Origin of the sequence: Collimonas humicola (assembly GCF_018304945.1) — a bacterium.
In the GTDB taxonomy this organism is placed as follows: Bacteria; Pseudomonadota; Gammaproteobacteria; order Burkholderiales; family Burkholderiaceae_D; genus Collimonas; species Collimonas humicola.
Genome location: NZ_JAGQEE010000007.1, coordinates 230,545 through 250,687 on the forward strand (window position 1 = coordinate 230,545; position 20,143 = coordinate 250,687).

Annotated in this window: 12 protein-coding genes; 7 read left to right on the plus strand and 5 right to left on the minus strand. The window is 60.9% G+C overall.

Translation table 11 applies throughout. From position 1 onward, the window contains the following. Window positions 1-57: 57 nt before the first annotated feature. Window positions 58-8,142, plus strand: coding sequence for a hemagglutinin repeat-containing protein (locus KHU30_RS20230; RefSeq protein WP_211444397.1), 8,085 nt, complete (start codon window positions 58-60; stop codon window positions 8,140-8,142). Then, window positions 8,139-8,402, plus strand: coding sequence for a hypothetical protein (locus tag KHU30_RS20235; RefSeq protein WP_211444398.1), 264 nt, complete (start codon window positions 8,139-8,141; stop codon window positions 8,400-8,402). Before KHU30_RS20230 ends, KHU30_RS20235 begins: the two co-directional genes overlap by 4 nt. Window positions 8,403-8,508: 106 nt before the next feature. Here the strand turns inward: KHU30_RS20235 and KHU30_RS20240 are convergent, their stop codons facing one another. Both KHU30_RS20240 and KHU30_RS20245 read right to left on the minus strand, forming a co-directional pair. Beyond that, a complete protein-coding gene (locus KHU30_RS20240; RefSeq protein ID WP_211444399.1) occupies window positions 8,509-9,597 on the minus strand; it encodes a WD40/YVTN/BNR-like repeat-containing protein in 1,089 nt (362 codons plus the stop codon). Window positions 9,598-9,599: 2 nt separating this feature from the next. Then, complete coding sequence (locus tag KHU30_RS20245) at window positions 9,600-9,869, minus strand: MoaD/ThiS family protein (RefSeq protein WP_211444400.1); 270 nt, start codon at window positions 9,867-9,869, stop codon at window positions 9,600-9,602. A 278-nt stretch (window positions 9,870-10,147) separates the two neighbouring features. Between KHU30_RS20245 and KHU30_RS20250 the strand changes: the two genes are divergently transcribed. Then, window positions 10,148-10,870 (plus strand): OmpW/AlkL family protein, encoded by a 723-nt coding sequence (locus tag KHU30_RS20250; RefSeq protein ID WP_211444401.1) that lies wholly within the window; start codon window positions 10,148-10,150, stop codon window positions 10,868-10,870. Between the two features lie 203 nt (window positions 10,871-11,073). After that, window positions 11,074-12,561, plus strand: a complete 1,488-nt coding sequence (locus KHU30_RS20255; RefSeq protein ID WP_230427493.1) for an aminotransferase-like domain-containing protein — start codon at window positions 11,074-11,076, stop codon at window positions 12,559-12,561. 333 nt (window positions 12,562-12,894) lie between these two features. Here the strand turns inward: KHU30_RS20255 and KHU30_RS20260 are convergent, their stop codons facing one another. After that, window positions 12,895-13,188 carry a helix-turn-helix domain-containing protein gene (locus tag KHU30_RS20260; protein ID WP_211444402.1) on the minus strand — a complete coding sequence of 98 codons (294 nt, stop codon included), beginning with the start codon at window positions 13,186-13,188 and terminating at the stop codon, window positions 12,895-12,897. Window positions 13,189-13,192: 4 nt separating this feature from the next. Next, window positions 13,193-15,496, minus strand: coding sequence for an FdhF/YdeP family oxidoreductase (locus tag KHU30_RS20265; RefSeq protein WP_211444403.1), 2,304 nt, complete (start codon window positions 15,494-15,496; stop codon window positions 13,193-13,195). A gap of 347 nt (window positions 15,497-15,843) precedes the next feature. Between KHU30_RS20265 and KHU30_RS20270 the strand changes: the two genes are divergently transcribed. From KHU30_RS20270 to KHU30_RS20280, 3 genes are read left to right on the plus strand one after another with little or no spacing between them, the layout of a single operon-like run. After that, complete coding sequence (locus KHU30_RS20270) at window positions 15,844-16,308, plus strand: (2Fe-2S)-binding protein (protein WP_211444404.1); 465 nt, start codon at window positions 15,844-15,846, stop codon at window positions 16,306-16,308. Next, window positions 16,305-18,518, plus strand: coding sequence for a xanthine dehydrogenase family protein molybdopterin-binding subunit (locus tag KHU30_RS20275; RefSeq protein ID WP_211444405.1), 2,214 nt, complete (start codon window positions 16,305-16,307; stop codon window positions 18,516-18,518). The genes KHU30_RS20270 and KHU30_RS20275 overlap by 4 nt, the downstream gene beginning before the upstream one ends. A gap of 9 nt (window positions 18,519-18,527) precedes the next feature. Further along, on the plus strand, window positions 18,528-19,112 hold the full coding sequence (locus tag KHU30_RS20280) for a hypothetical protein (RefSeq protein WP_211444406.1): 585 nt from the start codon (window positions 18,528-18,530) through the stop codon (window positions 19,110-19,112). 17 nt (window positions 19,113-19,129) lie between these two features. Here KHU30_RS20280 and KHU30_RS20285 read toward each other — a convergent pair whose 3' ends face one another. Then, the gene (locus KHU30_RS20285) at window positions 19,130-20,026 is read right to left on the minus strand and encodes a LysR family transcriptional regulator (protein ID WP_211444407.1); all 897 of its coding nucleotides are present in this window, start codon (window positions 20,024-20,026) and stop codon (window positions 19,130-19,132) included. Window positions 20,027-20,143: the final 117 nt, after the last annotated feature.

Consider the following 20,143-nt stretch of genomic DNA (forward strand, 5'->3'; position numbering starts at 1 on the left):
GAGACCTGACCGTCCGCCATTTAACCGCCGATTCACCGTATCCGATTTGGAGTAAGCATGAACAAGCAAGCCTACCGTGTCATTTTCAATAGAGCCCGCGGGATGTTGATGGTCGTTGCAGAAAATGCGTCGCGGCAGGGCAAAGGCGCAGCAGGCGATAGCGATGCGCGTATCAGCGCGTTGCCGCTGATGCGTTTTGCACCACTAGGCTTGATGGTGGCGGCGTTGTTCGGCCACGTCACGGTAGTGCAGGCGCAAATGGTGGCCTACAAGAATGGCGGTCCGCGCCCCACCATCGATCAGAGCGCCAATGGCCGTCCGCTGGTGCAGATTGTCACGCCCAATGCGGCAGGCGTGAGCCACAATCGCTACGATCAGTACAACGTTGACAGCAACGGCGTGATTCTCAACAACACCCGCACCGCCACGCAGACCCAGCTGGGCGGCTATATCGACGGCAATCCGAATCTGGCGGGCGGCAGCGCCAGAATCGTCCTCAATGAAGTCATGGGCAGCGGCCGCAGCCAATTGAACGGCTACACAGAAGTGGCCGGACAGCGCGCCGAGGTGATCATCGCCAATCCGAACGGCATCACCTGCTCCGGCTGCGGCTTCATCAATACCAGCCGTGGCGTACTGACTACCGGTACGCCGGTGTTTGGCGGCGATGGCAGCCTGGGCGCCTTGCGCGTCACGCGCGGCGATATTCAAATCAACGGCATGAACGCCGGTAATACGGACCAGACCGACCTGATCGCCCGCAGCGTCCAGGTCAACGGCCAGCTGTGGGCCAATAGCCTCCATGTTGTCACTGGCGCGAATCAAGTCAACTACGGCGATCTGGGCGTGCAAGTGATCCAGGGTGAAGGCGTTGTGCCGTCGGTCGGTATCGATGTGGCGGCGTTGGGCGGCATGTATGCCGGCAAGATCATGCTCAAGGGAACCGAGCAAGGCGTCGGCGTGGTCAGCGCCGGCAATATCGCTGCATCCGCAGGCGACGTGACCATCGACAGCGCCGGTCTGGTGAAACTCAGCGGCGCCACCAATGCCAGCGGCAACATCGTGTTGCGCAGCGATGCCGATGTCAGCAATGACGGCACCTTGTACGCTAGGCAGGCGATCCATATCGGGAATGCCGGACAAATGCGCAACAGCGGCACCATCGCCGCCGGAGCGGATGTCAACCTGCGTGCCGGCAGTATCGATTCGAGCGGAACGCTTGGGGCCGGGATCGATGCCAACGGGCTGGCCAGCCAGCCCGGCAGTCTCGCCCTGGTCGCCGACGGCGCGGTTGCCGCTGTGGGACAGAACACTGCAACCGGTCACATCGGCATCCAGGGCGCCAGTCTCAATCTGGCGGGAGCGCGCACCACTGCCGGCGGCAATGTCGACCTGACAGCCACGGCCGGGGATATCGATCATGCCGGCGCCAGCCTGCTTGCCGGCGACGGCAGCAATGTCAGCGCCGCTGGCGCGCTTAATAACAGGCAAGGCGAGATCAATGCCAATCAGCTGAACATCCATGCCGCCAATCTGGACAACCGGCAGGGCCGGCTGATCCAGACCGGCGCGGCTGGCGGCAGCGTTGACGTTGCCGACACGCTCGACAATCGCAACGGCGGCATGTTGCAGACCAACGGCGACGATCTGACCCTGACACCGCAAACACTGCTCAACGACAGCGGGACCATTGCCCATGCCGGCAAGGGTATGCTGACCATCGGTAGCGGCGCCATCGGCAGCCTCTCCAACCAGGGCGGCAGCATTGGCGGCAACGGTCAACTGAAGGTGGCGATGGCCGCCGTCAACAACCAGTCAGGCAAGCTATTCGCAGCGCGGCAGGCAGAGATTCGGAGCGGCAACCTCAATAACAGCGGCGGCTATGTTGGCGCCGCCAGCTTGCATCTGGCGAGCGCCACGATCAATAACCAGGGCGGTACGGTCGAGAGCAGCGCCGGTGACCTCACAGTGAGCGGAACTGACTTAGTCAACGATGGCGGCACCTTGCAAAGCCTGGGCGGCAACCTCGCGCTCGACAACAACGGCAACCTGAGCAACCGCAGCGGCGGCTTCATCGGCAGCAGCGCGGCACTCACCTTGCGCGCCGGCAGTATCGATAATGCCGGCGGCGCGATCTACGGCGCTGGAGGCGTCAGCCTGGCCAGCGCCGGCGAATTCAACAATGACGGCGGCGCCATCCAAAGCGATGCCGATGCCAGCCTCCAGGCCGGCGGCGCCCTCAGCAACCAGGGCGGCCGCATCGAAACCAACGGCAGCACGGCATCCCTGTCGCTCGCGGCAGGCACGCTCGACAATAGCGCCGGGCGCATCGCCAACGCCGGTACCGGGACGACGTCGATGCGCAGCGCACATATCAGCAACGCCGGCGGCGTCCTCGGCGGCAACGGCGACGTCACGCTCACGGCCAACGCTTTGGACAACAGCCGGCAAGGCCAGGTCATTGCAAGCGGCAACCTTGCCCTCCATATCAGCAATATGCTCAACAACAGTGCCGGCAAGTTGTACGCCGGCCGGTCGCTGGCGTTCGATCAAGCCGGCGCCGTCATCGACAACAGCAACGGCAGCATCAGCGCGGACGGCAATATCGTTCTGCACAGCGCCAGTCTCGACAACAGCAGCGGCAGCATCGTGACCGGCAGCGGCAATATCGATCTGCAGCAAAGCGGCGTGATCGCCAACCACGCCGGCCAGATCGCTGCCGCTACGGACCTGGATCTTGCCGCCGGCACCCTCACCGGCGATGGCACGGTGATAGCAGGGCACGACGCCGAACTCAGCCTGCAAGGCGACTACATCCATAGCGCTGCCAATCGCATCACGGCCAACCGCAACCTGCAACTGAACGCCACCGGCGCATTGACCAACAACGGCACCTTGCAAGCCGCGGATGGCCTCACGCTCACCGCAGGCAACATCATCAACGCCCAAAGTGCGCTCATCAACAGCGGCGCCACCGTCTTGCTGGCGCAGCAGAATCTGCTGAACCAGGGCCGCATCTATGGCGATGGCATCGCCCTGTCGGCAGCGACGCTGACCAACGATGCCGACGCCGTTATCGCTTCCCGCAACACCCTCCACATCGGTGCCGCTACCATCGTCAATCGCGAGCATGCACTGCTCGCCAGTTTAGGCGACATGGCCATCGGCGGCGCGCTCGATGCCAATCAGCAAGCCACCGGACAGGCCGCCACGATCACGAACAGTTCCGCTACTATCGATGCCGGAGGCAATCTGTCGCTGCACAGCGCCAGTCTGCTCAACCAGAATGCGCATTTCAGCACCGAAGAACAGATCGATCCGACCAAGACTGTGCGCGTCACCGAATACCGTTCCTGGAACAGCGATACCTGGTACCGCGCCGATCAGGTCAGCTGGAGCGACAGCGGCGACGGCGGCATCGTACTGGTGCTGCCGGACGGGAGTCGTTTCGAGAAATTCTACAAGCGCGACTACACCCTGACCGTGTCCCAGACCGTGGTCAAGAACAGCGATCCCGGCAAGATCAGCGTTGGCGGCAACCTGCTCCTGTCCGGCAACGTCGCCAACGATAAAAGCACCATCATCGCCGGCGGCACGATCTCGGGCCAGACCGGCCACATCGCCAACATCGGCGCCACCGGCACCGTCAACCCGGTGCAGTACATGACCGCCGGGGAGAACTACTATCACTGGGTCAGCGGCAGTTCGCACGACAACCACTACACCTACGACAACAACGGCCAGGCCTATGATGTTGCGCTGCCGGCGACGGACATTGCGCTGCCGGTCTGGTCGCTGCAGGAGAACACAAATCCCGGCCATGGCGACAACCCGGCCACGGGCCAGCAGGTCGGTCCGAGCCAGCTGCCCGGCGCCACAGGCGGCAGCCTCGGCAGCAATCAAGGCGGTCCGGGCATGAGCGGCACTCAGCAAAGCGTCGCCGGCCCTGACGGCCAGCTGCCCAATCTGCAATTGCCGACCAGCCAGCTCTATCAACTGCACCCGCTGCCGGGCCAGCCGTACCTGATCGTGACCGACCCCGCCTTTACCAGCTATCAGCAGTTTCTCAGCAGCGACTACCTGCTGGGCCGGCTCGGCATCGATCCGCAAGCAGTGCATAAGCGCCTGGGCGACGGCTATTACGAACAACAGCTGATCACCAACCAGGTCGCGCAACTGACGGGACGGCGCTACCTGGACGGCTACAACAGCAACGAAGACGCCTACCGCGCATTGATGGATGCCGGCGTGGCCACTGCCCAGCAGTTCCAGCTGACGCCCGGCGTCGCCCTGAACGATGCGCAAATGGCAGCGCTGACGTCCGATATCGTCTGGCTGGTGACGCAGACGGTGACGCTGCCCGACGGCAGCAGCACGGAAGTGCTGGCGCCGGTCCTGTACCTGGCGCGGACCAATGCCGGCGACGTGCGCGCCGACGGCGCCCTGATTGCCGGCCAGAACATCGATCTGAGCATCAACGGCTCACTGGCCAACGGCGGCACGCTGCAGGCCGGCAGCAACCTGATCGTCAATGCCAGCGGCGACATCAGCAACAGCGGCCGCCTGCAAAGCACGGCCAAGGACGGCACCGTCATCCTCGCTGCGCAAAACGACGTGCGCAGCAGCGGCAGCATCAGCGGCAACCGGGTCGGCATCCTGGCCGGGCGCGACATCGACCTCGCCAGCACCACCAGCTCTGCGACCAGTAAAAACGGCACCAATATTGGCCTGAACCAGATCGCCAGTGTCAACGCCGATCAGTTGTCGATGCTGGCCGGGCGCGACATGAACCTGGCCGCCGCCGATATCAACACCACGGCAGATGCCAGCCTGACAGCCGGACGTGATCTGAGCCTGACGACAGTCAAGACGCAGAACGGCTACAACGTCACCTACAATGCCGACAATCATCTCTATGAGAACCGGACGCAGGTCAACGGCACGCAGATCCAAAGCGGCGGTAACCTGACCTTGGCCGCCGGCCAGGATATCAATGCGGCGGCGGCTTATGCCAATGCCGGCGGCCAGTTGACGGCTGTTGCCGGCCGCGATGTCCATATCGGCACGGCAGAGCAAACCAGCAGCGTCGATCAGGCAATCTACACGACCTCCAAAGGTATGATGTCGTCGTCCTCCAGCCGCTCGCAGCGCAACGACAATGTGACGCAGGCAATCGGCAGCAGCTTCACCGGCAATGGCATCGCTATCCAATCCGGGCGCGACACCACGGTGCAGGGCAGTCAAGTCATTGCCCAGGGTGATATGAGTCTGAATGCGGGACGTGATCTGAACATCGTCAGCGCCCAGCAAACCAGTCAGAACAGTTTCTCCGTTGAAGAAAAGAAATCCGGTTTCTCGGGCAGCGTGATGACTGGCGTCAGCTACGGTAAGAGCACGCAAGACATGCGCCAGAACGGCAAGAGCGTCAGTCAGATCGGCAGTGACATCAGCGGTGCCAATGTGCGTACCAACAGCGGGCGCGATACCACCATCACCGCCAGCACCATCACGGCCGATAAAGATGTCGTCATCTACGCCGGACGCGATATCAACGTCCTGGCGGCGGCCAATACGCAAAGCGTGCAGAACGACAGTCACAGCAGTGGCACCAGTATCGGCATCATGGGCGGTTTGAATGGCCGTTTCACCAATTTCAGTCAAACCTCGGCTACACAGAGCGGTAGTGGCAACAGCATGGTGCAAAGCACCAGCCTGATCTCGGCCAATGGCGGCAATCTGAGCATGCAGGCCGGACTGGACAGCCAATATAAAGGCACAGGCCAAGGCAATGTCACCACGCAAGGTGCGGAACTGCTTGCGCGTGACCGGCTCAGCATCGGCGGTAACGCCGTTGATTTGCAGGCGATTCAGGACAGCAGCGCGAACCAGTTCCATGCCAACAGCCGCAGCGTCACCTTAGGCAGTAGCCTGACCGGCACCGTTGGTGGAGCCGTGACCGGCATCGGCGATAGAATGACGGCTTCGCAAAATACCAGTAATGACAGGCTCCAGGGCGCGCTGGCGCTCAAAGCCGGTTACGATACTTACAAGCTGGCCGGCGCACTGCCCGGCGCCGTCGTTGCAGCCAAGGACAGTATCTCAGCCACGCAGAACGCCCTTGCCGGACCGAACTCTGATGCCCCACCCGGCACCGGCGGCGCCGGTTTCGGCATCAGCGTCAACCTCGGCGCCAGCCAAAGCCGGCAGGATAGCCAGAATAGCGCTAGTCAGGCGCGCGGCACGACAGCGCAAGCCGGCAGTATTGACATCACCGCCAGAGAGGGTGATATCAACATGGAAGGCGCCAAGCTGCAGGCACGGGATATCAGTCTCGACGCTGCCAGAAATATCAATCTGATTGCCGCAAAAAACACCGCTGATCTGCAATCAAGCAACAGCGGCAGCAGCGCTGGTATTGGCGCCACGCTAGGCTCCAACGGTCAGCAGACCGGCCTGAGTTTCCAGGTCGGCGCTTCGGTCGCCAAGGGCCACGCCAACGGCAGCGAGACGACCTACGATAATACGCAGATCAGCGCCAGCAACCAATTGAGCGTCAAGAGCGGTGGCGATCTCAACATGATGGGTGCGCAACTGGCCGGCAACCAGGTGACGGCCGATATCGGCGGCAATCTGAACGTCTGGACCCTGCAAGATAAAAGCAACTTTGACGGCAAGCAGGAAAGCGGTGGTTTCAGCTTGAGCATTTGCGTACCGCCTATCTGCACAGGCCAGATGGTCAGCGGCAGCGTTAGCTATACCAATCAAACGGTCGATCACAACTATCAAAGTGCGGTCGGCCAAAGCGGTATCGCTGCCGGCAGTGGCGGCTTCGATATCAAGGTCAAAGGCAACACCGACCTGGTGGGTGCAGCCATTACCAGTACGGCAGACAAAGACAAGAACAACCTGCAAACGGCCAGCTTGACCAGCAGCGATCTGGCCAACAGCCAGCACACCAGTTCGTCCAGCGTCAGTGCCGGCGCCTCGACTGGCAGCATCGTCAGCAATATTACGGGCAATGCGCTGGGTAACCTGAACAGCGGCCTCGGCATGCCAGAGAATGGCGACCAAAGCAGCAGCACCAGCAGCGTCATCAGCCCGGCCAAGATCGTCATCACCGGCACCGGCGATAAAGAGAAGGATGCCCAAAGCCAGGCCACCGCAGACACGCTCACCAGCCGCGACGCGGCGACGGCGAACGAAGCGCTGGCCAACACACTGACGCTGCAACAAGCGCAGGATCTGCAAGCGCGGCAACAACAGGCCCAAGAAAACCAACAAGCCGCCGGATTGGTCGGTTCGGTCTTGACCAATATCGTGGGAGACGTCGCCAAGAACAACAACTGGCCAGATGGCTCCCTTGAGAAAATAGCCCTGCACGGCATGGTCGGCGTGATCGAAGCGAAGATCGGCGGCAGCAGCACCGCCGGCGGTCTGGCGGCCGGCATGGGCTACGAAGCGATGGTGCCGGCGATGAGCGAGTATCTGGTCAGTCAGGGCTATCAGCCTGGCACGCAAGCTTTCAACGACATGATGAACCTGGGCGCGACGCTGGTGGGTGCGGCCTCGGGGATGCTGGCTGGCGGAAGTGTGCAGAGTGCTGCGGCTGGGGCGAATATTGGGTTGGTTGCGGATCGGAATAATCGGCAGTTGCATCCGAGTGAGAAAGAGCTTGCCAAGACGCTGGCGCAAAACAGTAACGGAAAATACACGGTGGAACAGGTCGAAGATCAAATGCGCGGCATGTCCATGACAACCAATGGTAAAACGGAAGCAGGAAAGCCAGATGTCATTATTGGCACGAATCTTGGTGATGGAAAATGGATCATGGCAGGCACGACGGCCTACGGCACTATTCTGGCGACTAGTCCCAATCCCGTGGCTGCTGCTGGGGCTGCAACACAGTTTGCCATTGCTAGTTCGGCGACTGTAGTTGGATTGGGAGCTGGTGCATTGGAACAATTGTTGCGGCCTAATTTGGGGCAGGTTTGGGTTGGTGGCGGGGTTGATTTATTTACTGGCTCCTTGGGAAATAAATTTCCGTTACTTAGCCCAGCTTTTACTGAATTTGGCGAGGTAATAAAAAATACGACTCCGGCGAACAATCTGCAAAACACAATGAACAATACAGGGAAAAAATGAAATTAATAAGAGATGGGAATTTTTCTCCTTGGTTTAGAATTTTTCTCGCATTTGGTGGTCTGTTCATAATGTATCTGTCATATCAATTTTTGACAGAAATATGGATGTATTTAGGATTGACATCAGGGCTTGCTATAGGGGCTATTGGTGCATATGCGGAAAAAGCAAATGCACTTAAATTAAAACCCTTTGACAACACCTATAAAAAAGCCAAAGACAGCTACAAAGAAGAAGCAGAAAAAAATAATCAAGCGAGGTGAGCCGTTGTGTTCGCACAAATCAGGATCTCGTCTGAATCGGAGGCGGCGAAATCATGCCGTACCTGGGCCGCTTATCGAGGTACCTTATTGATAATTTTTAAAAGCATTAACCGAAGCAGACCGCATAAGCCGGCGGCAGGTTGCTGCTTAGCGCTTGCCAGGTATCGCCGCCATTTTCGGATAGCCAGACGCCGCCGGTGGTGGACGCCATCAGCAGGGTGCGGCCATCGTCCGCCACCGCCAGCCCGTGCCGGTATATCAGGTCGTAGCAATGCTGCTGAGGCAGGCCGGTGCGCAGCACGCTGAACGACTTTCCGCCGTCGACAGTGCGCGTGACCGCCAGTGCCGCATCGACCGGGATGCGCGTCTGATCGGCCACGGCAGGGACGAACCAGGCGGTGTCGCCATCGTTCGGATGGACCGCTACCGCGAAGCCGAAATTCGATAATGGCACTTCGGTGATTTCCTGCCAGTCGGCGCCGGCATTGGTCGAGCGCCAGATGCCGTTATGATGCTGGCACCACAATTTATCCGGTGCGCCTGCGGCCCGCGCAATCCGATGCGGGTCCTGGATCCGCTGGTCGTCGGCCCGTTCGGGCGGCATGTAAGTGGCGCGCATGCCTTTGGCGCTGGGCGACCAGCTGGCGCCACCGTCGTGCGTGACCCAGGCGCCGCCGCAGGAAATGCCGACCAGGATATGGCGGCTGTCGCGCGGATCGACGCAGATGCTGTGCAGGCCCGGCACGTCGTAGCCGCCGCCGAACCATTCGCTGCGCTCGGGAGCCTCCCACAAAGATTGCACCAAAGTCCATGAAGCGCCACGGTCGGGCGAGCGGAACAAGCCGCCCGGCAGGGTGCCTGCCCAGAGCACGCCAGGCTCGTCGGCGCCGCCGCAAGCCAGCGACCAGATGAACCTGAGCGTCCAGTCAACCGGGTCCGCACTGTCTGCCGGCTTGATGGGATAGCTGGGAGCGGCAATTTCCGTCCACTGCTCGGAACCGGCATCGCGGCGATGCAGTTTCACGCCGAAGTGCCCGAGATTGAGTGCTGCGTAAAGCGATCCGTCGCGCGGATCCGGCAACATCATCGTGACCGGCTCGCCGAGAAACGCAGTGGCCGCGAAGTCCCATTTTCCTGCGCGGCGCACCAGTTCGAACAATCCCTTGCGAGTGGCAATCCAGGCGCGGTCACTCATGATCAACCTCCAGAAAGTGCTTGCAGAACGTGAACCGTACTTCCGGTCCCGAGCGGGACGTCAAGGTGGATACGGTCACGCACGGTATGGCCGTCGATGAAAACGGCGACATTCGGGCGCAGCCGGCCCTGGTCATCGAGCACATAGCTGCGCAGGCGCGGATTGGCCGAGAACGCATTCTCCAGTCCGGCACGCAGGGTGGCGGCATCGGTGTGAATCTCCGGCACGTCGGTAAAACGCGCCAGCTGGGGGGTAAAAATGAGAGTCGCCATGGCTTCTCCGGGGTAGTCGGGCGAGGTCGTTTCGTACTTGAACTGCCGGGCAGACGGGGTCGTCCGCAGGAAGAATATTTTGATATGAAAAGCAGAAATAAGCTATCTCAATTTCAGATTCGGCTCATATACGCTCCCGCGGCTATCTCTTAGCATTTTAGTCATATAGCAGAGCGCTTCCGATCCAGCCGGGATTACAAGGCGCCACAAAAAAGATTCGCACTGCACCCGCAGGCTGTGCGGATGTTCATAAATAAAAACCACCTTAGGAGCAGAAAATGAGAGAACGCATTGCCACATTTCCAAAATTGATAACCTTTTCCGTCATTGCAGCATTGGCGGCTCCTGTGATGGCGCAGCAAGCCGGCGATACGATCGTTAGTGCCGGATGGGCGCATATTTCACCGCAAGATTCCAGCGAGCCGCTGAAAATCAGCGGCAACGCAATCCACGACTCCGGCGCCGGTGTCGCCAACGCCGATACCCTGGCTTTGCAAATCACACATTTCCTGACCGATCATTTCGCCATCACGGCCGATATGGGAATGCCGCCGACATTCAAGCTTGCCGGCGAAGGGGCGTTGGAGAGAGTCGGGCAAATCGGCACAGCCAAGCTGTGGAGCCCGGCTTTGCTGGCCAAGTATTATTTCGGCGATGCCCAGAGCAAATTCCGGCCCTTCGTCGGAGTCGGGGCCGCCTACGTCTGGTACTCCGATATCAGGACCACGGATAAATTCGTCCAGACTCTCAGCGGGATGACGGCCGGTAATACGAGCAGCCCTACCAGCGTGAGTCTGAGCAATTCGCTGGCGCCGGTCGCCAATATTGGTCTCGCTTACAATTTCGACAAAAACTGGTCTGCGAATTTTTCAGTGTCATACGTGAAATTGAAAACTGCGGCCGACCTGACTACGCAAACCCCTGCTGGTCCGGTGTACAGCACGACCAAGCTGACGCTGGATCCAATCGTTACGCTGTTGACTGTCGGTTATCGTTTCTGATTTTCTGCTTTTGGCTCGGCGCATGGATCAATAAAGAGAGCGTCTTTTTCTATCTGAGAGTGTCCGTGCTGCATTTTCCGGTCGGGCCTGGGGCTGAAACTTACTCTTCCGCTGCGGCAGGTCAGCCGCATTGCCGATGGGGCGCTCGCCGGGATTGATTGTCATTATAATGAGGCGGTCATCGATCCCTGCGAGCGCTCCGCTTGAAAATTTCCCGCCGCCAACCGCTATACCAACGCCTGGCCGAGCAGGTGACTGCTTCCGTGCACAGCGGCGTATTGCGGCCCGGCGATCGTGTCAGTTCGGTGCGGCAGGCTAGCCAGCAACATGGGCTGAGCATCACGACCGTGGTGCGCGCCTATGAGTTGCTGGAGAGCAGCGGAGTCATCGAAAGTCATCCTCAATCGGGTTATTTTGTGCGGCCGCAGTTTGGCCGTATCGGTATCGGTGCCGGTGCAGCACCGGCGTCGGCGTCGCTGTCCTGGCAGGCTTCTCCGGCGGAACCCGGGCGTTCGGAGCCGTTGCCAGTGTCGGCTGAAGTGGATGTCAGCCGACATGTGCTGGCGACGCTCAAATCGATACATCAGAACGATGCGATTCCGCTCGGCTCACCGTATCCCGATCCGGCCCTGTTCCCGGCCCGCCGCATCAGCCAGTACAACGGCGCGATCCTGCGCAGCGGCGGCCCGCTCGGCGTACTGGACGATTTGCCGCCCGGCCATCCGGATTTGATCCGGCAGATTGTCAGGCGACATCTGGAAACCGGGCTGAGCATCGATCCCGGCGATGTGGTGGTGACGGTCGGCGCTACCGAAGCCATCAACCTGTGCCTGCAGGCCGTCGCGAAAGCCGGCGATACGATTGCCGTGGAATCGCCGACTTTCTATGCGATGCTGCATGCGATCGAACGGCTCGGCATGCGCGCCATCGAAATACCGACCGATCCGCGGCAGGGAATGGATATCGGCGCATTGAAAACCATCATGCAGACGCAGCCGATTGCTGCTTGCATGGTGATGCCGAATTTCCAGAATCCGCTGGGTTTTGAAATGCCCGAGGAAAACAAGCGCCAACTGGTCGAACTTGGCGCACTCTACAACATGCCGATCATCGAGAACGGCGTCTACAACGAGCTCTACTTTGGCGCTGCCCATCCGAGCGTGCTGAAGGCCTACGACAAACGCGGGATGGTGCTGTATTGCTCGTCGTTTTCCAAGAGCCTGACCTCCGCCTATCGGATTGGCTGGACCCTGCCGGGACGTTATCGGGAGCAGGTGGAAAAGCTGAAATTCCTCAATACGCTCAGCACATCAACTCTGCCGCAACGGGCGATTGCGGCCTATCTGACCGCTGGCGGCTACGACCGCCACCTGCGCCGGGTGCGTCGCACCTTGCAGCAGCGCTGCGACATCATGAGCGCTTTTGTCGGCCGCTTCTTCCCGGCCGGCACCCGCATCACGCGGCCCAGCGGCGGTTACGTGCTGTGGGTGGAGCTGCCGCCGGCGATCGATTCCATGGTGCTGTACCGGCAAGCGCTAGCGGAGGGGATTACGATTGCGCCGGGGCGTTTGTTTTCCACTTCGGATGCCTACCGCAGTTTCATCCGCCTGAACTACAGTTACAGCTGGACGCCGCAGATCGAGCAGGCTTTGCGCCGGCTGAGCGAGCTGGCGGCAGACATGCTGGATTGATCTACCCTGGCATCTCGCCAGGCCGGCGTTTTGTGGCGCTATGCCGTCAGAGTCATCTGGTGTCAGGAGTCATCTGGGGTCAGGGAGTCATCTGGGGTCAGAGTCGACTTTCGCGGCGCTTTATCGCGAAAATCGACTCTGACCCCACATGACGGATTCGGAGAAAGAAAAAGCGCATTCATGGTTTTTCTTTTCTAGCGACAAAGTATGTACTCCGTGGCCCGCTAATTGGGGTCAGAGTGAAGTTTCTGCAAAAAGCGCGCAGAAAGTTCACTCTGACCCCAATTAGCTGCCGACCCCAGTTAGCTGCATGGGTTAAGCACGACGAAATTCTCAATAATCCACGCCGGTGGTTTCATCCAGCGCATCGAAAATCGCCATACCGTAGGGAGTCAAGGCCGCACGCCCGGTGCCGTCTTCGTTGACGGCGACGCTGACAATTTCCGCATCTTCCAGCGCGCTCAGGTGACGCCGCAGCGTGCTCATGCGCAGTTCGGTGCGCTTGCTGAGCCTGGCCAGCGACAGGCCTGGTTCGCCGCGATGGCTGTCCTGATCGCTGGCGTCTGCATGCAGCGCTGACAAGATCAGCAGCACGGCGTCGTCGATTTCATTTTCCAGTATCAGCATCGGATCACGCCGCCTGCTGCAAGGAACGGCGCAGCAGCACCGGAATCGATTTGGAAGTCGGCGTGCGCGCCTTGTCGGCGAAGCTGTTGAGCGGCACCAGCGGATTGGTCTCCGGATAGTAGCTGCTGATGCAGCCGCGCGGGATGTCGAATTCAACCAGCAGGAAACGGTCGGCGCGGCGTTCGATGCCGTCGTCCCAGACACCGACCAGGTCGACCCAGTCGCCTGGCGCAAAGCCCAGCATCTGGATATCCAGCAGGTTGGCAAACACTACGCGGCGCTGGCCGAACACGCCGCGATAACGGTCGTCCATGCCATAGATGGTGGTGTTGTACTGGTCGTGCGAACGGGTCGTCATCAACGTCATCAACTCAGGGCCGTACTTGCGGCGCGCCTGGTGGATCGGCGTGTCCTTGGGAATCGCCAGTGTCTTGAACTGGGCGCGGCCGCTGGCGGTCTTCCAGACCCGTTCGCGCGAAGCGACACCCAGGTGGAAGCCGCCGGGCTGGGCGATGCGCGCGTTGTAGTCCTTGAAAGCGTCGTACACTTTTTCGATGTCGTCGCGGATCATGGCGTAGTTCTTGACATACTCCAGCCACTGGATGCGGCTGTCCTTGAGCGTCGCGTGCGCCAGGCGCGCGACGATGTCGACTTCGGACAAACAAGTCTTGGCCACCGGCTTGTTGATGCCGTATGAAACGTGCACCATGCTCATCGAGTCTTCCACCGTCACGCCTTGCGCGCCGCTTTCCTGCATGTCGATCTCGGTGCGGCCCATGGTCGGCAGGATCAGCGCATCCTTGCCGTGGATCAGGTGGCTGCGGTTGAGTTTGGTGGTGATGTGCACCGTCAGCGCGCAGGATTGCAGCGCCTGCCAGGTGCGCGGCGTATCCGGCGTCGCCATGGCGAAGTTGCCGCCGAGGCCGATGAAAACCTTGACCCGGCCTTGCAGCATGGCTTCGATGGTGCCGACCACGTCCAGGCCGTGTTCGCGCGGCGGCTTGAAGCCGTACACCTTTTCGATGCGGTCGAGGAAAGCGGCGGTCGGCTTTTCATCGATGCCGACGGTGCGGTCGCCTTGCACATTGGAATGGCCGCGCACCGGACACAGGCCGGCGCCCGGGCGGCCGATGTTGCCGCGCAAGAGCATCAGGTTGGACACCATCTGGATGGTGTCGACGCCGTGCTTGTGCTGGGTCAGGCCCATGCCCCAGGTAGCGATGACGTTCTTGCCGCGCACGTACACTTGCGTCAGCCTTTCGATATCGTCCCGGCCGACGCCGGATTCGGTGACGATATCGTCCCAGTTCTCGGCGCGGATATCGGCGGCGAACTCGTCGAAGTAGGCGGTGTGTTCAGTGATGAACTGCACATCGATGATGCGCTCTTCATTGTTTTGCAGCGCCAGGTCGTCCAGCTCCAGCACGCGCTTGATGACGCCCTTGACCAGCGCCAGGTCGCCGCACAGGGTCGGGCGAATGAACATGTTGCTGATCGTAGTGCCGGCGCGCGACAGCATGTCGGACGGATGCTGCGGGCTGGAGAAGCGCTCCAGGCCGCGTTCGCGCAAGGGATTGATGGAAACGATGGTGGCGCCGCGCTTGGCGCATTCGCGCAGCTCGCCCATCATGCGCGGATGGTTGGTGGCCGGGTTCTGGCCGAAGATCAGCAAGGTGTCGGCGAGATCGAAGTCGTCCAGCGTCACCGTGCCTTTGCCGACGCCGACGGTTTCCGGCAGGCCGACGCTGGTCGGCTCGTGGCACATGTTGGAGCAGTCGGGGAAATTGTTGGTGCCGTATGCGCGCACGAACAATTGATAGAGAAACGCCGCTTCGTTGCTGGTGCGGCCGGAGGTGTAGAACGAAGCCTGGTTCGGGTCCTCCAGCGCATTGAGATGGCCGGCCATCAGCGCGAAGGCGTCCGGCCACGAGATCGGCTGGTATTTGTCGCTGGCGGCGTGGTAGGCCATCGGCTCGGTCAGGCGGCCATGTTCTTCCAGTTCGTAGTCCGATTGCTGCAGCAGTTCAGCAACGCTGTGCTGGGCAAAGAAGGCGGCCGTGACGCGCTTGGAAGTGGCTTCCGCCGCTACCGCCTTGACGCCGTTTTCGCAGAATTCAAAGGTTGAAGCGTGATCGCGGTCCGGCCAGGCGCAGCCGGGGCAGTCGAAACCGTCCGGCTGGTTTTGCTTCAACAGTGTACGTATGCCGCCGCCCGGTACTTTTTCCTTGAGCAAGTGCAAGGCCACATATTTCAGGGCGCCCCAGCCGCCGGCCGGGTGGTTGTACTGCTCGATCTTCTCGTTGCTCAATGTTATTCCTTGTGACGCTGCCGAAGCCACGCGATGCCGGTTGCGCAAAATGCGCAGGATAGGGTGGAGTGTAATTGGCGGTTTTCTACCCTGGCATATACAGTCGGCACGGTAGATTTAAAGCACAGTTACATTTTTAATTATATCTGTACTTGTTTCTTGGGTTTAAGAGAAAACCAGAGGCGAGGACATGGGTATTGAGTGGATTTTGTGAATACTGCATTCAGGAATTGTGTCTATTTTTTGCTTTTGATTAACTTAAAATTTACGCACCGCAGCAAGGCAGGCGGCTCGCAAAAGATTGGCCGTCCAGGCTTATTCACAGTGCACGATCAACGGGGAGCGTGATGACTACACTTCATATCAACGGCAAGGCACACCAGGTAGATGCATCGAATCAAAAGCCGCTGCTGTGGGTCTTGCGCGACGAGCTGGCCATGACCGGCACCAAATTCGGCTGCGGCGCGGCGCTGTGCGGCGCTTGCACCGTGCATGTGGATGGCTTGCCGGTGCGCTCTTGCGTGACGCCGGCGGCGGCGCTGGAAGGCAGGCAGATCACGACCATCGAAGCCATAGGCGCGCATCCGATCGGCAGGAAAGTACAGCAAGCCTGGGAAGAATTGAACGTGCCGCAATGCGGCTACTGTCAGTCGGGCCAGGTGATGGCGGCGGTAGCCTTGCTGACCAGCATACCGAAGCCAAGCGACGCTGATATCGACCAGGCCATGTCGGGCAATATCTGCCGCTGCGGCATGTATCCGCGCATCCGCGCCGCCGTGCACAGCGTCGCCGACAGTGGAGCGAAAAAATGAGCGTGACTAATCCTCCCTCTGATTCCGCTGCCGATTCCGTTACCATTTCGCGCCGTGGATTTTTGCAGGTCGGCGCCCTGGTCGGCGGCGGCTTGCTGGTCGGCTGGCACATCAGCGCAACGATGCGCGGCGCCATGGCGGCCGCGCCGGCCGCGGGCGCAGCATTGCAGCCGAATGCCTTTGTCCGCATCACCCCGGATAACCTGGTCACCGTGATCGTCGGCCATACCGAAATGGGCCAGGGCGTGTCTACCGCCTTGCCGATGCTGGTGGCGGAAGAGCTGGACGCCGACTGGAACCTGGTGCGCTGGGAGCAGTCGCCGACGGCGCCGGCCTACGCCCATCCGATCATGCATACCCAGCTCACCGGCGGCAGCATTACCACCATGGCGCAGTATGAGCCGCAGCGCAGGGCGGGCGCCGCGGTGCGCGCCATATTGCTGGCGGCCGCGGCCAAGCGCTGGAATGTCGATAGCGGCAGCCTGCATACCGACAAGAGCAGGGTGCTGCATGCGGCCAGCGGCCGCAGCGCCAGCTATGGCGAGCTGGCCTCGGAGGCGGCGGGACTGGCGGTGCCGGACAATGTGGCGCTGAAAGATCCGCGCAATTTCAAAATCATCGGCCGTCCGGTGCGGCGCCTGGACGGCAAGACAAAATCGGACGGCAGCGCGAAATTCGGCATGGATGTCATGTTGCCGGGCATGCTTACCGCATTGATTGCGCGGCCGCCGATTTTCAAGGGCAAGGTGCGCAGCTTCGACGCCGGCAAGGCGCGCCAGGTTGCCGGCGTGCTGGGCGTGTACCAGGTGCCGGCCGGCATCGTGGTGGTGGCCAAGGATTTCTGGGCCGCCAAGCTGGGGCGCGATGCCTTGGTGATCGAATGGGATGCGGTGGCCGGCGAGCGTGTGTCCTCGGATATGCAAGGCATCGTGTACCGGCAGCTGATGGATGTCGCTGGCACGGTGGCGCGCAATGACGGCAATGTGGCCGCCGCGCAGAAAAGCGCAAAGCAACATTTGAGCGCGGACTACCAGTTTCCTTATCTGACCCACGCCGCCATGGAGCCTTTGCATGCGGTGTTCGATGTCCGCGCAAACGGCTGTGAAGTGTGGCTGGGCACCCAATGGCCGGGCGGCGACCAGCTGGCGATCGCCGGCGTGCTAGGACTCAAGCCGGAGCAGGTCAAGCTGAACACGATGTTTACCGGCGGCGGCTTCGGCCGCCGTTCCAGCCTCGGTTTCGACGTGGTGGTCGACGCCGCGCATGTGGCCAAGGTGGTGGCGCAGGACCTGAAGCAGCCGGTGAAAGTGGTGTGGACCCGCGACCAGGACATCAAGGGAGGGTATTACCGTCCGGCCTCCTATTGCCGCCTGAGCGCTACCCTGGATGAGCAAGGCCAGGTGAGCTCCTGGACCGACCGCATCGCGGTGCAGTCGATCGGCGGCGGCAGCATCATGGAACCGTTCATCGTCAAAGATGGCATCGATTCCTTGTCGACCGAAGGCGCCCAGGACATTCCCTACGCGATCCCGAACGTGTTGGTGGACCTGCACACCACGCACTACCAGGTCCCGGTGCTGTGGATGCGCTCGGTAGGGCACTCGTTCAACGCCTATGCGGTTGAAACCTTCATCGATGAACTGGCGCATGCGGCAGGCAAGGATGTCTATCAGTTCCGGCGCGAGCTGCTGAAAAACAAGCCGCGCCACCTGGGCGTGCTGGACGCGGTGGCAAAAGCCTGTGCCTGGCCGCAGCCGGCTGCAAACGGCGCGCATAGAGGCATCGTGGTGCACGATTCCTACGGCAGTTTTGTCGCCATGGCGGTCGAGGCCAGCGTCGACAAGAACCGCAAGCTCATCGTGCACAAGGTCTGGTGCGCCATCGATTGCGGCGTGGTGGTCAACGCCGACCTGGTGCGGGCGCAGATGGAATCGAGCGTGGTGTTCGGCTTGTCGTCTGCCTTGTTCGGCGAGATCACTCTTAAAAACGGCGTGGTCGAGCAGAGCAATTTCGACGACTACCCGGTGCTGCGCATGTACCAGACGCCGAAGATAGAAGTAGTGCTGGTGCCGAGCAGCGAGCATCCCGGCGGCGTCGGCGAACCGGCCGTGGCTTGCGTCGCCCCGGCCTTGGCGAACGCCATATTTTTTGCGACCGGCGAGCGCATACGTTCGCTGCCTCTCAAGAATCACCAGTTCCAGATCGCATAGGGTGGCGTGATGAAATATCTGAAAATATTCGGCGTCCTGCCAGCCTTGCTGCTGGCCCTGATCTGTGTTCCGGCGCTTTCCCAGCAAGCGCCGGCGCCGACCGGGCAGCAATTGTTCGAGCCCATCGCCAGCGTGGTGATGGGACCGCGCTGCCTGAATTGCCACCAGGTGCAGGCGCCGCATCAAAAGGATATCGGCATCGAGCATGCGCAACTAGTGATGCGCGGCCCGCACGATAGCGGCGTCGCCACCTTGCAGTGCGCTGCCTGCCACCAGGCAAGCAATAGCGCCGACGGCAAGGTGCCGGGCGCGCCGCACTGGAAAATGCCGCCGCTCAGCATGGCCTGGCAATCGCTGAGCAAGGTGCTGATCTGCCAGGCGATGAAAGATCCGGGCAAGAACGGCAACCGCAAGACCATGGATGAAGTGATCGACCACATGAAGACCGATCCGCTGGTGCTGTGGGCCTGGAACCCGGGCGCCGGCCGCACCACGCCGGTGATTTCACATGAAGAGTTCGTGCAGAAACTGCAGGCCTGGGCTGATGCCGGCGGACCTTGTCCCGGTGATCCGGTCAAGCAGGCCGCGAAATAGAACAGGATTGCGGCGCGTTAATGGTGCCGCTGCAGCAGGATTTCGACCCAGTCGATAAACACCTGCACCCGGCGCGATAAATGCCGCCGGTGCGGGTAGAGCGCGTAGACGGGCATGGCGCTGGCGCGCGCCTGCGGCATGATTTCCTGCAGTTCGCCCGCGCGTATGTGGTTGCGCACGTCATAGGCCGGTATCTGGATCAAGCCGAGACCGGCCAGGCAGCAGGCGATGTAGGTTTCCGCATTGTTCACCGCCACGCGGCTGCGCATTTCCACGATCTTAAGCAGGCCGTCTTCCACGTATTCCCACGGCGCGCTGCGGCCGCTGGTGGGCGACAGATAGTTGACGGCCCAGTGCTGTTCCAGTTCGGCCGGCGTGGCAGGCTTGCCATATTGCCGCAGATACGCCGGGCTGGCGCAATTCATGAGTTCAAACTGACCCAGCGGACGCGCCACCAGGCTGCTGTTTTCCAGCTGGCCGACGCGGATCACGCAATCGACGCCTTCCTGGATCAGGTTGATGGAGCGGTCGGTGCAGCGCAGTTCCAGTTCGATATCGGGATACAGTTTGAAGAATTCCGGCAGGACCGGCGCTATCACCAGCCTGGCGAGACGGCTCGGCACGTCCACCTTGAGCTTGCCGCTGGCCTGCGCCGGGGTTTGCCTGAACAACCCCGAGATCTCTTCAAAGTCGGACAGCAGCTGATAGCAGCGTTCCAGCAGGGCGCTGCCGTCCTGCGTCAGGTGCACACGGCGCGTGGTGCGCTGTAGCAGGCGCGCGCCCAGGCTGGCTTCCAGCTGCTGGATAGCGGCGGAAACAGTGGCGCGCGGCAGCCCCAGGCCATCGGCGGCCTTGGTGAAGCTGCCGGTTTCGGCCACGCGCACGAATACCTGCATGGTTTCTACTCTGTCCATCGTCGCTCTTTGCTATACGGATGTTGGACAGTCTAGTGAATCCTCGACGGTTTGTATGGAATTTATTGCACAATGCGCTTGATTTTGACTTTTGTTAGCAAACCGGGCAGGTCCTTC

Bases quoted from the DNA above. Each gene is read 5' to 3' on its own strand.
- KHU30_RS20230 (WP_211444397.1), top strand. From the start codon at position 58: ATGAACAAGCAAGCCTACCGTGTCATTTTCAATAGAGCCCGCGGGATG.
- KHU30_RS20235 (WP_211444398.1), top strand. From the start codon at position 8,139: ATGAAATTAATAAGAGATGGGAATTTTTCTCCTTGGTTTAGAATTTTT.
- KHU30_RS20240 (WP_211444399.1), bottom strand. From the start codon at position 9,597: ATGAGTGACCGCGCCTGGATTGCCACTCGCAAGGGATTGTTCGAACTG.
- KHU30_RS20245 (WP_211444400.1), bottom strand. From the start codon at position 9,869: ATGGCGACTCTCATTTTTACCCCCCAGCTGGCGCGTTTTACCGACGTG.
- KHU30_RS20250 (WP_211444401.1), top strand. From the start codon at position 10,148: ATGAGAGAACGCATTGCCACATTTCCAAAATTGATAACCTTTTCCGTC.
- KHU30_RS20260 (WP_211444402.1), bottom strand. From the start codon at position 13,188: ATGCTGATACTGGAAAATGAAATCGACGACGCCGTGCTGCTGATCTTG.
- KHU30_RS20270 (WP_211444404.1), top strand. From the start codon at position 15,844: ATGACTACACTTCATATCAACGGCAAGGCACACCAGGTAGATGCATCG.
- KHU30_RS20275 (WP_211444405.1), top strand. From the start codon at position 16,305: ATGAGCGTGACTAATCCTCCCTCTGATTCCGCTGCCGATTCCGTTACC.
- KHU30_RS20280 (WP_211444406.1), top strand. From the start codon at position 18,528: ATGAAATATCTGAAAATATTCGGCGTCCTGCCAGCCTTGCTGCTGGCC.
- KHU30_RS20285 (WP_211444407.1), bottom strand. From the start codon at position 20,026: ATGGACAGAGTAGAAACCATGCAGGTATTCGTGCGCGTGGCCGAAACC.